The following is a 13,252-nucleotide window of genomic DNA, read 5'->3' on the forward strand; positions in this document are numbered from 1 at the left end:
ACAGAGGTTATCCGATCAGGCTCTCAGGGGTAGGAACAAGCTTCGGATTGAGGCAATTTTCGTAGTACTGCTGGATCTCCGCCAGGCGGGTGCGCGAGCGCTGGTAGCGGCGTAACGCCATCACGCCGTTCCAGATAATGCAGACCACCATCGCCAGCATCAGCAGCGAAGTGGCAATGTAGCGCCATAAAACGGCGCTATCCGGTATCCGGTGCAGCTCGATATGACGGGTGCCATTGGCATCGGTAAAGATGCCGGTGACAATCCCTTCGGCGCTGAACGGCGTACGCATCAGCATCTGCGCCAGTCGTTGAAACTCTTCCCACTGCTCCTGCGCAGGGTAGTCATACAGCGCTACCGGCGGGTAGGGCTGATCGACCAGATCGCTGCCTTCATCGCTGACAATCACAAAGCCGCCGGGTGCCGGGCTGTTAAGCGCCTGCGCGGCACGTGAAGTTTCGCGCATAACGAATGGCGCGGTAGAGGTGGCGACCAGGTTTTCCAGCGACTCGGCGCTCACCGGACGCAGCAGGACGTTAACACCATCAAGACGGCCATTCGTGGCACGTTTCACCAGCGCTTCCCAGTCTTTGCTGTTGCCGAGGTTCACCAGCGCGTTCTTCAGCCGGATGCACTCATCCGCCTCTGCGCACAGATCCTGGGTCTTCAGTACGATATCGCCAAAATCATCCAGCAGGATCATGCCCGATTTCTGAATGGCGGAGCGCAACGCCGGGCTGACTCGCGTTATATCTTCCGGTTTTGGATGGAGCTGTCGGCTCAGGGCCTGGGTCAGCGCCGTGGCTTTGTTAACCGTGTCCGATTCCGGCAGCGGCAGCGGGGCCGCGTCATTCCAGATCAGCTGCGAGCAGTCAAAAGGCGCAAAAGGGGAACTCTGGCGGGCGTTCCAGTTGCCCGGCGCGTGGATATTACACATTCCCGTTCCCTTCAGATTCAGCGTATCGCCGACACGCACGCCGGCGTTTTCAAGCTGCTCGACGCTGGTGGCCTCGATGGTCTGGGCGCCTTTGATCCACGACAGGGTAAATTTAATCGGCATATCCAGCGGCACGAGGAAAATCAGCATCGCCAGCACCAGCGCTGCGCCACAGGCAATCACCGTGCTGCGCAACCAGTGCTGCAGCGGGAAGTTTTTCACTTCGTCATGCAGGGATAAGTAACGTCCCTGGCGCACCACATGCCTGTCCAGATAGATATCAACGTCGGTCTTTTGCCCTAAATCCTGGGCCAGCCACGGCTGCCAGTGGCGCGGGTAGATCAGGTCAATAATGCCCATCGAGATGTTGTTGACGTGATCCTGATCGTTTTCGCCAAACAGACCCCAGCGCTTTGGCGTTCCGCGCAGGCAGTGGATCTCACGCAGCGCGTTTTTCGCTGGCGGGGCAAATAATCCCCATAAGCCCGCCGCCAGCAGCAGCACGCCGCCACCGGCAAGCCACGGAGCAAACACATCCGGGCTCAGCAGGCAGAAGAAGAACAGCAGGAAGGCGGCGACAATCAGCAGCGCTTCACGAATGCCATCCGGGCGGCTGAGGGCATACTCTTCGTGGGTCTCCTGACGAATGTTCAGCAGCTCGATCTGCTCTGTCTCTTCGCCACGAATCGACGCCTGGGTTGAGCTGACATGTTCCAGCGCCAGATGCGGCGCTTCCTGGACATACTCGGCGATGGAGTGGCCGTTCAGGACAATCACCAGCGGGATAGTGTCGGTGTGGATCAGCTCAACGCTGTTTTCATCATTGATGTACTGCTCCCAGAACGGCGGCAGGTGCACTTCGATGGAGTCGAGGTAGTAGCGCCATTTATTGGGATCGTCTGTAGTAATGCCATAGCGGGTAATGGAGCGCGTCAGGCAGAGCACGGTATTGCTCTCAGCGTTCAGGCTTAACGAGACCGGGGCCGCGCTGGCACCTGTCGCAGGCATCTGCTGAATGCGGTTAAACGACTCGAGATATTGCTCAATCGCGCTGCGCTCTTCGGCGGCGAGTTTACGTGTGCTCGCCCCGGTAAAGGCGTTGAGATAAGGCAGGCGATATCGACGCTGCGAACGACGTCTGAACAACCACCCTGCAATCAATGCGCAGGCCAGCATAGCAGCGATAATTATTAAAATGGTGCTCATGCTTTCCCCATCTTACTTTTCTTACAGGTGTAGTCAGTAGCACCTTTAACAGTGAATGCGTGTCTGTGGTTGGCTATCGGCATGTAAGGCGTTGAACTTGAGCAATTTGAAGCGCATCCCAGTGTTCGCTGATGATAGCAAAGGCAACCGTGGCGGAATATCAGCAAATTCCTGGAATAATTTCAACCTATTGACTTTTGTGTTGAAATGCGTAATGAATCTGATTAGGTTGCACAAATGTAAATAAAGCGCGAATGACATTGCCGAAACCGTGCGGCGTATCGCACAATGAGGCCAGTTCACCCAGCAAAGACCCGTCAAAATGAGCAAACCCTTACAAAAGCCCACTATCCTGAATGTGGAGACCGTCGCCAAATCGCGGCTGTTTAACGTTGAGAGCGTGGACCTGGAGTTCAGTAACGGCGTGCGCCGCGTCTACGAGCGTATGCGTCCCTCCACGCGCGAAGCCGTCATGATTGTGCCTATTGTCGACGAGCATCTGATCCTGATCCGCGAATACGCGGTGGGAACGGAATCTTATGAGCTGGGCTTCTCCAAAGGACTTATCGATCCCGGCGAGTCGGTTTATGAAGCTGCGAACCGTGAACTGAAAGAAGAGGTAGGTTTTGGCGCAAAGGAGCTTACCTTCCTGAAAAAACTCAGCATGGCGCCCTCCTATTTCTCCAGCAAGATGAATATCGTGCTGGCGGAAGATCTCTATCCTGAATCGCTGGAAGGCGATGAACCTGAACCGCTGCCGCAGGTACGCTGGCCGCTGGCGCATCTGATGGATCTGCTTGAAGAGCCCGATTTTAACGAAGCCCGAAACGTGAGCGCACTGTTTCTGGTGCGGGAGTGGCTGAAAGGGCAGGGAAGGCTGTAGCGGAAAATCCCCCCTCCACAGGGAAGGGGGAGATAGATCAGAAGAGTTCTTGCGTTTCGCCGTTATCTATCAACGTTGTACCCACCTCATGCACCACCTGATGCGTTGGCTGCGTACCTTCGATGAAATACTCCTCACGACTGTTACCCCCGTTAGCCAGCTGACCGCTGCTGCGATCGATATTGACCGTTACGATGCCCGGCGGTGGCGTGAGCGGCTCTTCCGGTACGCCATCAAGAACGATCTTCATAAAGGCATCCCACGCGGGCTGCGCGCTTTTGGCTCCGCCCTCGTAACCGGAGATCTGATCTTTAATCGCCCCGGAAGCCGTGGTACGACCTAAATCGCGACGGTGATCGTCAAAGCCGATCCACACCGAAGTGACCGCGCCCGGGCCATAACCTGAGAACCAGGCATCTTTGGAGCTGTTGGTGGTGCCGGTTTTGCCGCCGATATCCTTGCGCTGCAAATCACGACCGGCACGCCAGCCTGTACCCTGCCAGCCCGGTTCACCAAAGATGTTGCTGTTCAGCGCGCTCTTGATCAGGAACGCCAGCGGAGTGTTAATCACGTGCGGGGCGTACTCCTGAGCACCGGTCTGGGCGACCAGCGCCTGGTTCGCCTGCTGGAGCTGCGGCATCGGCACCGCCGCATTTTGCCGCTCCTGTGAAATCGCCACATCCTCCATGTCCTGGTTGTTCAGCGCGTCTGACTTAGGCGTATCGCCATAGATGACGGGAATGTCACACTCGGCGCAGGCGATCTTCGGCTTGGCCTCAAACAGCACGCCGCCCTGGTCGTTCTCGATTTTGCTGATGAAGAACGGATCGACCAGGAAGCCGCCGTTGGCCATCACCGCATAACCGCGGGCGACCTGTAGCGGGGTAAACGACGCGGAGCCCAGCGCCAGCGACTCGGTATGCACGATATTCTGCGCCGGGAAGCCGAAGCGCTGCAGGTACTCCGCCGCATAATCGACGCCCATGGCACGCATGGCGCGCACCATCACTACGTTTTTCGACTGCCCCAGTCCCTGACGCAGGCGAATCGGACCCGCGTACTCTGCCGGTGAGTTTTTTGGCCGCCAGTCGGAACCGGCCCCGGCATCCCAGCGGGAGATCGGCACGTCATTGAGAATACTGGCGAGGGTCAGACCCTTGTCCATTGCCGCGGTGTAGAGGAACGGCTTGATATTGGAACCGACCTGACGCAGCGCCTGAGTGGCACGGTTAAACTTGCTCTGATTGAAGTCGAAGCCGCCCACCAGCGCCAGGACCGCGCCGTTATGCGGGTCGATAGAGACCAGCGCCGAGTTAACGTCCGGGATCTGTCCCAGCCACCAGGCGTCGTTAACCTGGCGGACCCAGATTTGCTGGCCCACCTGTACTACGTCGGTCACTTTGCGTGGCGTCGCGCCCTGCTGTGTATCAGAGCGATACGGACGTGCCCAGCGTACCCCTTCCATCCGCAGCGACACGGAGGTGCCGTCGGCGAGCATCGCCGTGGCTTCCTGCGGATTGGCCTGGGTCACCACCGCCGCCACGAAGGGCCCATAGCCCGGCAGCGGCTTCAGGGTGTCGGTAATTTTTTTACTGCTCCAGGCGGATTCACCCACCTTCCACAGCACGTTTGACGGGCCGCGGTAGCCGTGGCGCATATCGTAATCTATTACATTGTTACGCACCGCCTGCTGCGCGCCCTGCTGGATGTTGCGGCTGATGGTGGTGTAGACGCGGTAGCCATCCTCGTAGGCTTGTTCGCCGTAGCGGGAGACCATCTCCTGACGAACCATTTCACTCAGATAGGGAGCGGAGAAGGCAATTTCCGGCGCGTGATAGTTGGCATCAATCACCTCACTGCGCGCCTGATCGTACTGCGTCTGGCTGATATAGCCCTCGCTCAGCATACGCGACAGCACCACATTGCGACGTGCTGTCGCGCGATCCAGCGAGTAGAGCGGGTTGAAGGTAGAAGGCGCCTTCGGCAAACCGGCGATGGTCGCCATTTCACTCAGGGTCAGCTGTTCGATGGATTTACCGAAATAGACCTGCGCCGCCGCGCCCACGCCATAGGCACGGTAGCCGAGATAGATCTTGTTGAGGTAAAGCTCAAGGATCTCATCTTTATTCAGCAGCTGCTCAATGCGGATCGCCAGGAAGACTTCCTTAATCTTACGCATCAGCGTTTTTTCAGGACTCAGGAAGAAGTTACGCGCCAGCTGCTGGGTGATGGTACTCGCCCCCTGCGAAGCATGGCCGGAGAAGAGCGCCACGCTTGCGGCACGGAAAATCCCCACCGGGTCGACGCCGTGGTGCTCATAAAAGCGGCTATCTTCTGTGGCAATGAAGGCTTTCACCATTTCTGGCGGAATTTGATTCAGCGTCAGCGGGATACGCCGCTTTTCGCCGTACTGGGCAATCAGCTCGCCATCGGCGCTATAAACCTGCATCGGGATCTGAAGGCGTACGTCACGAAGCGTAGCGACATCAGGCAGTTGCGGCTCAATATATTTGTACAAACCAAAAATCGAGCCTGCTCCAAGCAGAATGCAACAGACTGCAAGGATCAATAAATACTTTACGAACTTCACTGGAGATTTCCCATTTAGTTTGAACTGGGCAGTTTCTAAACAATCGCGCGGTAGTATAAAGGCAAGCCTGTAGCATTGATATAGCCGTTATCCCCCCGGACGATAAGGAGATCGTGAAACATGGTATTTAAAACATGGCGAACAGGCGTTCATATTCAACAGGATAAGGTGCTGGCCGTCGCGCTGGTACGCAGAAAGTCGGGCTGGGGGCTGCGCCGCTGGTGGCAGCTCCCCCTCGCGGAGGGTGTTATCCGCGACGGGCAAATTCTTCAGCCCGAACAACTGGCTGCAGCGCTGCGCGAGTGGCGACAGTGGCTGCCTTACCAGCATCAGGTACTTCTCGCCTTTCCGGCCGCCCGCACCCTGCAACGCACCTTTCCGCGCCCGGCGATAACCCTGCGCGACAGCGAAGAGACGGCCTGGATTGGCGCGGCCTTGAGCCGCGAGCTGGAGATGGCACCCGATGCCCTGCGTTTTGATTATGCGGAAGATACGTTCAGCCAGGGGTATCAGGTTACCGCGGCACAAAATAAAGAGATCGCCACGCTGCTGGAGCTGGCCCGGGTGTTACGTCTGCGGCTGGCCGCGATCACACCCGATGCCGGGGCGCTGGCCCATTTTCTGCCTTTTGTAGACGCGCCTGCCCAGTGCGTTGTCTGGCGCGATCGGGATCAATGGCTATGGGCGATGCGTCACCAGTGGGGCAGGCGTGGGCTGGCGGAGGCGCCCGATGTTGAAAGCCTTGCAGCCCTGCTGGCGCTAAGGGTTGAGGAGATCGCCTGCTGCGATATGCGCAGTTTCGACCCCTGGAACGTGTTGTCCCACCGGCAACCGCCGCTGCCTGAAAATGGCGCGGATTTTAGCGTCGCACTGGCGTTAGCGCTGGCGACGGGAGGCTATGCGCGATGAGCGCGGCCAATCTGCTGCCGTGGCGTCAGCAACAAAAACGCCACTGCCTGCGCTTCTGGGGCTTGCTGTTCACCGGCTCGCTGCTGGTAACGCTGGGGCTCTGGATCGCCCGGCGGGCCGACGCCCCGCTGCAAGCGCAGGTTTTCGCGCAGCGACAGGCCAGCGATGTGGCGCTGAGGCAGGCGCTGGCGCAGCGGCAAACGCAGTGGACGGCGCGTATTGTTCAACGCCAGCAACAGCAGCGCTGGGCGCAAAAAAAAGCGCAGACGGAGGCATGGCAGACGATCCTCATCGCCCTGGCCCGCGCCCTGCCGGAGCAGGCATGGCTGGCGCAGCTCCGTTTCCAGCACTCCACCCTCTCCCTGAGTGGCTACGCCGCCACGTTACCGGCGCTTGCGGCGCTGGAGAGAGCGCTACGCCAGCTGCCGGGGTTTACCCCCACCGCGCCCGGCGAGATGCGCCAGGACGCGCAGGGGCGCTGGCAATTTAGCTGGGCGCTGACCCGCAAGGAGCAGGCTGATGCGGATCCCTCCTGACATCTGGTACGCGTTGTCCCCGCGCTGGCGCTGGCTGTGCTGGGGCCTCAGCTCAGGGTTGATGCTGCTCTGCGTGATCGGGGGGCAGCTAGGCATGCAGCAGCAACAGCTTGCCACACACCAGGCTCAGCACGCGCGTGACGCGGCGATCAACGGCCGCTTATGGACCGCGGTGCGTAAGCTCTCGCCCGTTGAGGAGGCGCCATCGTCCGTGGCGTCACGGCCCTTTTCGCCGCTGGAGTTCGATACCGGTGAGCTACGCATGGTGCGCTGGCAACCCGTCAGTGCTGGAGGCGAACTGGTGGTCGAGGCGGTCTGGGGGCAGATCCCCGGGCTGTTTGCCACTCTCGCCCAACGCGACGTGGCGGTGGCGCGTTTTACGCTCCAGCCAGAACAGCAAAAGCTGCGCCTCACCCTGCACCTGGAGCGCCAGAATGCGGGTTAGCGGTGGCGTACTGCTTCTGCTGCCGCTTCTTCTCGGCATGCGCGATCCGTTTCAGGCTCCGGTGTCACGCTGCCCCGATGCAGCCCTGAGCCAGTGGCATTATGCCGGGCTGGTATCCGGCGCGGTGCCGGTGGGCATCGTCAGGGATGAAAAGTCCCGCTGGTTGCGGGTGCGTCGCGGCGACACGTTGCCTCAGGGCTGGCGGGTAAGGGTGCTGGATGAAAAGGAGTTGGTCATCGACACGTCTGAGGCGTGTGAACCGCCGTTATGGCGATGGCAACGACAAGGAACGAAACAGGATGAAAAGAGGGATGGTGGCATTGCTGCTGATCGGCGGCCAGACGCTGGCAGCGGAACCGTTGGCCGTGAATCTGGTCGTGGATGATGTGCCGGTCGCCCAGCTTCTGCAGGCCCTGGCGGAGCAGGAGAACCGCAATATGATTATCGCACCGGACGTGAGCGGCAATGTCTCTCTGCGTCTGCAAAAGGTTCCCTGGTTACAGGCGATACAGACGGTGGTGACCAGCGCCGGGCTGGTGATGCGCCAGCAGGAGGGCATCTTTTATATCCACAGCGCCGCCTGGCAACAACAGCAGCAGGCCAGAAAAGAGGCGGAGCGCGCTAAGCGTCAGCTCAGTGTGCCGCTGGAGGCGCGCAGTTTTTCTCTCTCCTATGCGGATGCGGGCGATCTCAGGCAGGCTGCCGAAAAGCTCCTCAGCCCAAAAGGCAGCCTTGCGGTGGACAAACGCACCAACCGTCTGCTGGTGCGCGACAGCCGGGCTGCGCTGGATGCGTTACAGCACTGGGTGGGGCAGATGGATCTGCCGGTAGCCCAGGTCGAGTTGGCGGCACACATTGTCAGCATGAGTGAAAAAAGCCTGCGGGAGCTGGGCGTAAAGTGGAGTCTGGCGCAGGCGCAGCAGCCCGGTAAGCCCGGAGAGCTGACGATACTCAACAGCGATCTTGCGGTGACCAACGCCACGACGCAGGTGGGTTTCACTATCGGCCGGATTAATGGCCGGTTGCTGGACATTGAGCTCTCCGCCCTGGAACAAAAACAGCAGGTGGATATTATCGCCAGCCCGCGTCTGCTGGCGTCGCACATGCAGCCTGCCAGCATTAAACAGGGGAGTGAAATTCCCTATCAGGTCTCCAGCGGAGAGAGCGGCGCGACGTCGGTGGAATTTAAAGAGGCGGTACTGGGCATGGAGGTGACCCCGGTGGTGCTGGCCAATGGACGTGTACGCCTGAAGCTGCGCATCAGCGAGAACAGCCCGGGCCAGGTGCTGAAGCAGGCCGACAGTGAAACCATGATGATAGACAAGCAGGAGATCGAAACCCAGGTAGAGGTCAAAAGTGGTGAAACGCTGGCCTTAGGTGGAATTTTTTCTCAGAGACATAAAAGCGGGAGTGAAAATGTGCCAGGCTTGAGCCGTATCCCCATCCTGGGGCAGTTTTTTCGCCATCAGGGTAAAGACAACGAGCGCCGGGAATTAGTGGTTTTTATTACCCCTCGTCTGGTTGCGACACCCTGATAAGCGGTAACGCCCCACCTGATTTTGCATTCTGTTTGTTGCAGATGTTTGACGTGGGGCATTAATTAGCATACAAGGAGTACCGATTTGAGAATCAGCCTACTCAATCTCACACCTTAACAACTTAAGCGGCAGGCAGGGTGATTTATTCTGTTGCCAAACAAGCTGGAGTATTGAGATAATTTTTAGTCTGACTCTCGCTCTATCGCATATGAGGTTTCAGTTCATGTCCTGTTACGCCAGGTATCGGCGAAGCGGGTTTACCATTAACGAATAGTCTTAGTAGTACCGAAAAAATGGCAGAGAAACGCAATATCTTTCTGGTTGGGCCTATGGGTGCCGGCAAAAGCACTATTGGGCGCCAGTTAGCTCAACAACTCAATATGGAATTTTACGATTCTGATCAAGAGATTGAGAAACGAACCGGAGCTGATGTGGGCTGGGTCTTCGATGTAGAAGGCGAAGAGGGTTTCCGTGACCGAGAAGAAAAAGTCATCAATGAACTTACGGAAAAACAGGGCATTGTGCTGGCTACTGGCGGCGGCTCTGTAAAATCTCGCGAAACTCGCAACCGTCTCTCCGCCCGCGGTGTCGTGGTCTATCTCGAAACGACCATCGAAAAACAACTGGCGCGTACGCAGCGTGATAAAAAACGCCCGTTGCTGCAGGTTGAGACGCCTCCACGTGAAGTTCTGGAAGCGCTGGCAGATGAACGCAATCCCCTGTACGAAGAGATTGCTGACGTCACCATTCGCACAGACGATCAGAGCGCTAAAGTGGTCGCAAACCAGATTATTCATATGCTGGAAAGCAACTGATTCTGGCTTTATATATACTCGCCTGCGGGTAAAAAGTATTTAAGGTGGATGTCGCGCTATGGAGAGGATTACAGTCACTCTCGGTGAACGGAGTTACCCTATCACTATCGCGGCTGGTTTGTTTAACGACCCAGCTTCCTTCTTACCACTGAAAGCGGGTGATCAGGCAATGCTGGTCACCAATGAGACGCTGGCTCCGCTTTATCTCGACCGCGTACGTCAGCTGCTTGAACAGGCTGGCGTGAAGGTCGACAGTGTGATTCTGCCTGATGGCGAGCAGTATAAAAGCCTGACGGTACTTGATACCGTCTTCACCGCATTACTGCAAAAACCGCACGGTCGCGACACAACACTGCTGGCATTAGGCGGCGGTGTTGTTGGCGATCTGACCGGGTTTGCGGCAGCAAGCTATCAGCGTGGCGTTCGTTTTATTCAGATCCCGACCACGCTGTTGTCGCAGGTTGACTCTTCTGTTGGCGGCAAAACCGCCGTAAACCATCCGCTTGGCAAAAACATGATTGGCGCGTTCTATCAGCCCGCGTCGGTGGTGGTGGATCTCGACTGCCTGCAAACGCTGCCGAAGCGCGAGCTGGCATCTGGCCTGGCGGAAGTGATCAAGTACGGCATTATTCTGGATGGCGAGTTCTTTAGCTGGCTTGAAGAGAATATGGACGCCTTATTGCGCCTGGATGGTCAGGCGATGGCGTACTGTATTCGCCGTTGTTGTGAGCTGAAAGCAGAAGTGGTTGCCGCAGACGAGCGCGAAACAGGCTTACGTGCTTTACTGAATCTGGGGCACACCTATGGCCATGCTATCGAAGCCGAAATGGGCTACGGTAACTGGCTGCATGGCGAGGCCGTGGCGGCAGGGATGGTGATGGCCGCTCGCACCTCGGAGCGTCTGGGTCAGTTCAGCAAGGCGGATACACAACGCATTATCACGTTGCTTGAGCGTGCCGGGTTACCGGTGACGGGACCGCGCGAAATGTCAGCGCAGGCCTACTTGCCGCACATGATGCGTGATAAAAAAGTATTAGCAGGCGAGATGCGTCTGGTACTCCCGCTTGCAATCGGAAAGAGTGAAGTTCGTGGCGGTGTGCCGCACGATGTCGTTCTTGGCGCTATTGCTGATTGCCAGCAAGCGTAACTATTAGAAAGGTCCGGCTGCGGTAATACGTAGCCATTTTGCTTCAGGTGATGTGCAAAGTCGTAGGCATAAGCCTTTTAGTGGGGTGTTAAATGGATGAATTCAAACCAGAAGACGAGCTGAAACCCGATCCCAGCGATCGTCGTACTGGTCGTACTCGCCAATCTTCAGAACGCGATAACGAGCCGCAAATCAACTTTGATGAGGTCGATCTGGACAATGACGATCCTCGTCCTTCGCGTGGCCGCGCCGCCCGCGAGGAGCGTGAAGAAGAGGATTATGAGTCCGAAGATGATTCAATGGACGAAGCGCCCGTACAGCGTCGCCCGCGCAAGCGTAAGGCCGCTGCGGCGAAACCCGCTTCCCGCCAATATATTATGATGGGCCTGGGGGTGCTGGTCCTGCTGCTGCTGATTATCGGCGTCGGCTCCGCACTGAAAGCCCCGTCCACCTCGCCTGCAGAACAAACTGCTTCCGGCGAGAAGAGTATCGATCTTTCCGGCAGCGCTGCCGACCAGGCAAATGGCTCGCAGCCAGCGCCAGGCGCTACCTCCGCAGAGAATACGCAGCAGGAGATCTCTCTGCCGCCTGTTGCCTCCACGCCGACTCAGGGCCAGTCTCCGGCTACTCCTGAAGGCCAGCAGCGCGTTGAGGTTCAGGGCGATCTGAATAACGCCCTGACGCAGCCGCAGAGCGAGCAGCAGGTTAACAATGTAGTGGTGAACTCCACCCTGCCGACCGAGCCTGCGACCGTAGCGCCAATCCGTGGTGCTACCGGGCAACAGCAGACGGCGGCGGCAGAATCTGCGCCACGTCAGACTAAACCTGCGCAGCATCAGGAGCGTAAGCAGGCGGTAATTGAGCCGAAGCGTGAAGCGAAGCCGCAGCCTGTTGCGAAAGCAGAAGCGCCAAAAGCAGCCGCGCAGCCGAAGCACACTGAAACGGCAACCAGCGCCCCGGCGAAAGCGCCTGCGACAACCGCGACGGCACCGAAAGCAACGCCAGCGCCGACCGCAACAGCATCGACGCCAGCGGCGAGCGCCCCGGCGGCTTCTGCCAGCACCGGTAAATCGACAGGGAACGTGAGTTCACTGAAGTCTGCGCCGTCCACCAACTACACGTTGCAGCTGAGCAGCTCTTCCAGCTATGACAACCTCAACGGCTGGGCGAAAAAATCGAACCTGAAAAACTTTGTTGTCTATGAGACCACCCGTAACGGTCAGCCATGGTATGTGCTGGTAAGCGGTGTGTACTCATCGAAAGACGAAGCAAAACGCGCGGTTGCCACACTGCCAGCCGACGTTCAGGCGAAAAATCCGTGGGCGAAGCCGATCCGTCAGGTTCAGTCCGATTTGAAGTAATCTGTGAAGCGCAGGATGCTGTCGGAGCTTTCTCCACAGCCGGAGAAGGTGTAATCAGTTAGTCAGCATGAAAAAAAATCGCGCTTTTTTGAAATGGGCAGGGGGGAAATACCCCCTGCTCGATGATATTCAAAAACACCTGCCAGACGGCGAGTGTCTTGTCGAACCCTTTGTTGGTGCGGGCTCGGTATTTCTCAATACCAACTACTCCCGCTATATCCTTGCGGATATCAACAGCGACCTGATCAGTCTTTACAACATCGTAAAAGAGCGTACCGATGAGTACGTCGATGAGGCGCGCAAGCTGTTTACGCCAGAGAACAACACCCCGGACGTTTACTATCAGCACCGCGCTGAGTTTAATCAGTGCCAGGATAAGTTCCGCCGTGCGCTGCTGTTCCTCTATCTTAATCGCCACGGTTACAACGGCCTGTGCCGGTATAATCTGCGTGGTGAATTCAACGTGCCGTTTGGCCGCTACAAGCGCCCCTATTTCCCTCAGGCCGAGCTGTATCACTTTGCTGAAAAAGCGCAGAATGCAGAGTTTTATTGCCTCTCGTATGAAGAGTGTATGAACCTTGCTGACGTCAATTCGGTGGTTTACTGTGACCCCCCGTACGCACCGCTGTCTGCTACGGCGAACTTTACCGCTTATCACACCAACAGCTTTAGCCCTGCCGAGCAGGCGCATCTGGCGGGGATGGCGGAAAAGCTGGTCAGCAAAAGTATCCCGGTGTTAATTTCGAATCACGATACGCCCGATACGCGCGAATGGTACAAGGCCGCGGAGCATTTTCAGGTCAAAGTCCGGCGCAGCATCAGCAGCAACGGCGGCACACGTAAAAAGGTGGACGAACTGCTGGCACTCTATCTGCCCTGAGCCGT

12 protein-coding genes are annotated in these 13,252 nt (G+C 57.7%); 10 read left to right on the top strand and 2 right to left on the bottom strand.

Going from position 1 to position 13,252, the window contains the following annotated elements; all coding sequences use genetic code 11:
- Positions 1 to 7: 7 nt before the first annotated feature.
- Complete coding sequence (locus tag ACT3IC_RS11385; RefSeq protein WP_159340221.1) at positions 8 to 2,143, bottom strand: intracellular growth attenuator family protein; 2,136 nt, start codon at positions 2,141 to 2,143, stop codon at positions 8 to 10.
- Between the two features lie 322 nt (positions 2,144 to 2,465).
- Here ACT3IC_RS11385 and nudE point away from each other — a divergent pair, with 322 nt between their 5' ends.
- Positions 2,466 to 3,026 (top strand): ADP compounds hydrolase NudE, encoded by a 561-nt coding sequence (nudE, locus tag ACT3IC_RS11390; protein WP_039031517.1) that lies wholly within the window; start codon positions 2,466 to 2,468, stop codon positions 3,024 to 3,026.
- Positions 3,027 to 3,063: 37 nt separating this feature from the next.
- On the opposite strand, the gene mrcA is transcribed toward nudE, so the two are convergent.
- Entirely contained in the window at positions 3,064 to 5,616 is a 2,553-nt protein-coding gene (mrcA, locus tag ACT3IC_RS11395) for a peptidoglycan glycosyltransferase/peptidoglycan DD-transpeptidase MrcA (RefSeq protein WP_103177308.1), read from the bottom strand.
- Positions 5,617 to 5,736: 120 nt separating this feature from the next.
- On the opposite strand from mrcA, the gene ACT3IC_RS11400 reads away from it, so the two are divergent.
- The 9 genes from ACT3IC_RS11400 to dam all read left to right on the top strand — a co-directional run bounded on the left by ACT3IC_RS11400 (position 5,737) and on the right by dam (position 13,247).
- The gene (locus ACT3IC_RS11400; protein WP_473477475.1) at positions 5,737 to 6,525 is read left to right on the top strand and encodes a type IV pilus biogenesis protein PilM; all 789 of its coding nucleotides are present in this window, start codon (positions 5,737 to 5,739) and stop codon (positions 6,523 to 6,525) included.
- Positions 6,522 to 7,061, top strand: coding sequence for a PilN domain-containing protein (locus ACT3IC_RS11405; RefSeq protein WP_473477478.1), 540 nt, complete (start codon positions 6,522 to 6,524; stop codon positions 7,059 to 7,061). Before ACT3IC_RS11400 ends, ACT3IC_RS11405 begins: the two co-directional genes overlap by 4 nt.
- A complete protein-coding gene (locus tag ACT3IC_RS11410; protein ID WP_103177305.1) occupies positions 7,045 to 7,506 on the top strand; it encodes a HofO family protein in 462 nt (153 codons plus the stop codon). Before ACT3IC_RS11405 ends, ACT3IC_RS11410 begins: the two co-directional genes overlap by 17 nt.
- Positions 7,496 to 7,891 (top strand): HofP DNA utilization family protein, encoded by a 396-nt coding sequence (locus tag ACT3IC_RS11415; RefSeq protein WP_103177304.1) that lies wholly within the window; start codon positions 7,496 to 7,498, stop codon positions 7,889 to 7,891. Before ACT3IC_RS11410 ends, ACT3IC_RS11415 begins: the two co-directional genes overlap by 11 nt.
- Positions 7,806 to 9,041 (top strand): DNA uptake porin HofQ, encoded by a 1,236-nt coding sequence (hofQ, locus tag ACT3IC_RS11420; RefSeq protein ID WP_473477482.1) that lies wholly within the window; start codon positions 7,806 to 7,808, stop codon positions 9,039 to 9,041. Before ACT3IC_RS11415 ends, hofQ begins: the two co-directional genes overlap by 86 nt.
- Before the next feature lie 296 nt (positions 9,042 to 9,337).
- Entirely contained in the window at positions 9,338 to 9,859 is a 522-nt protein-coding gene (gene aroK, locus ACT3IC_RS11425) for a shikimate kinase AroK (RefSeq protein WP_003861630.1), read from the top strand.
- Between the two features lie 58 nt (positions 9,860 to 9,917).
- Entirely contained in the window at positions 9,918 to 11,006 is a 1,089-nt protein-coding gene (gene aroB, locus ACT3IC_RS11430; protein WP_103177302.1) for a 3-dehydroquinate synthase, read from the top strand.
- A gap of 92 nt (positions 11,007 to 11,098) precedes the next feature.
- On the top strand, positions 11,099 to 12,367 hold the full coding sequence (gene damX / locus ACT3IC_RS11435; protein WP_473477488.1) for a cell division protein DamX: 1,269 nt from the start codon (positions 11,099 to 11,101) through the stop codon (positions 12,365 to 12,367).
- A 67-nt stretch (positions 12,368 to 12,434) separates the two neighbouring features.
- Positions 12,435 to 13,247 carry an adenine-specific DNA-methyltransferase gene (gene dam, locus ACT3IC_RS11440; protein WP_103177300.1) on the top strand — a complete coding sequence of 271 codons (813 nt, stop codon included), beginning with the start codon at positions 12,435 to 12,437 and terminating at the stop codon, positions 13,245 to 13,247.
- Positions 13,248 to 13,252 lie beyond the last annotated feature (5 nt).

This window comes from Leclercia sp. GHBNCSD (genome assembly GCF_055805075.1).

Coding starts and splice junctions, on each gene's coding strand:
- ACT3IC_RS11385 (WP_159340221.1), bottom strand. CDS start 2,143: ATGAGCACCATTTTAATAATTATCGCTGCTATGCTGGCCTGCGCATTG.
- nudE (WP_039031517.1), top strand. CDS start 2,466: ATGAGCAAACCCTTACAAAAGCCCACTATCCTGAATGTGGAGACCGTC.
- ACT3IC_RS11400 (WP_473477475.1), top strand. CDS start 5,737: ATGGTATTTAAAACATGGCGAACAGGCGTTCATATTCAACAGGATAAG.
- ACT3IC_RS11405 (WP_473477478.1), top strand. CDS start 6,522: ATGAGCGCGGCCAATCTGCTGCCGTGGCGTCAGCAACAAAAACGCCAC.
- ACT3IC_RS11410 (WP_103177305.1), top strand. CDS start 7,045: ATGCGGATCCCTCCTGACATCTGGTACGCGTTGTCCCCGCGCTGGCGC.
- ACT3IC_RS11415 (WP_103177304.1), top strand. CDS start 7,496: ATGCGGGTTAGCGGTGGCGTACTGCTTCTGCTGCCGCTTCTTCTCGGC.
- hofQ (WP_473477482.1), top strand. CDS start 7,806: ATGAAAAGAGGGATGGTGGCATTGCTGCTGATCGGCGGCCAGACGCTG.
- aroK (WP_003861630.1), top strand. CDS start 9,338: ATGGCAGAGAAACGCAATATCTTTCTGGTTGGGCCTATGGGTGCCGGC.
- aroB (WP_103177302.1), top strand. CDS start 9,918: ATGGAGAGGATTACAGTCACTCTCGGTGAACGGAGTTACCCTATCACT.
- damX (WP_473477488.1), top strand. CDS start 11,099: ATGGATGAATTCAAACCAGAAGACGAGCTGAAACCCGATCCCAGCGAT.
- dam (WP_103177300.1), top strand. CDS start 12,435: ATGAAAAAAAATCGCGCTTTTTTGAAATGGGCAGGGGGGAAATACCCC.